Origin of the sequence: Psychroserpens mesophilus (genome assembly GCF_050617655.1) — a bacterium.
Lineage (GTDB): Bacteria > Bacteroidota > Bacteroidia > Flavobacteriales > Flavobacteriaceae > Psychroserpens > Psychroserpens mesophilus_A.
In genome coordinates this window covers 1-536 of the sequence record NZ_JBODQC010000033.1, presented here as the reverse complement: position 1 = coordinate 536, position 536 = coordinate 1, and the positions used below count along the sequence as shown (strand labels likewise).

The 536-nt window shown below is 36.6% G+C and carries 2 protein-coding genes; both read right to left on the bottom strand.

What is annotated here, in order from left to right; translation table 11 throughout:
* The coding region (locus ACRHNM_RS16195; RefSeq protein WP_431137679.1) for a hypothetical protein at positions 1 to 196 on the bottom strand (196 nt) is incomplete at its 3' end.
* A 21-nt stretch (positions 197 to 217) separates the two neighbouring features.
* Positions 218 to 536 (bottom strand): hypothetical protein (locus ACRHNM_RS16190; protein ID WP_431137678.1); only part of this gene is annotated, 319 nt, incomplete at its 5' end.

Sequence of the window (536 nt, the reverse complement as noted above, 5' to 3'; positions counted from 1 at the left end):
ATTCATTCGGGGCAAGGGTTTTCAGAACGCTGGGGAGCAAATTAAATTCTTGGGTAATAATCTTACTTACTCTTTTCACATACTGATCAGGTTTCATTTTCCGATCATACTCTGGCCAGGCAACATTTTCTAATCGCTGAATTCCTTTTTGGACTTTTTCTAATCCTGGTAAATCCTTTAATTCCTCTGTGGTCATGGTCTAGCTAAGTAAATTTATCTAATAAAGATTGAGGCCATATTTTGCACCTTCATAATTCTTATTTGGATCAACACCTCGTGAATTCAGCGCGTGAAATAAGTCCTCCTTGTTTTTGTTTTCTAAAAGAACCAATTGTATAATGTCTTTTACATCAGAGTTTAATCTATGGATGAGAAGTCTAAAGGTCAATGGCGGCTCACCCCATTTGCGCTGTTTTCTTGAAATCTTTTTGTCTATTTCCTCGATTGAGGCATTGCAATTTCCATGAATAAAAGTACTTCTGAGTTCGTAACAGAACTTCATGAATTTGTAGTTGTCTTGAAATGTCGCTGGATTC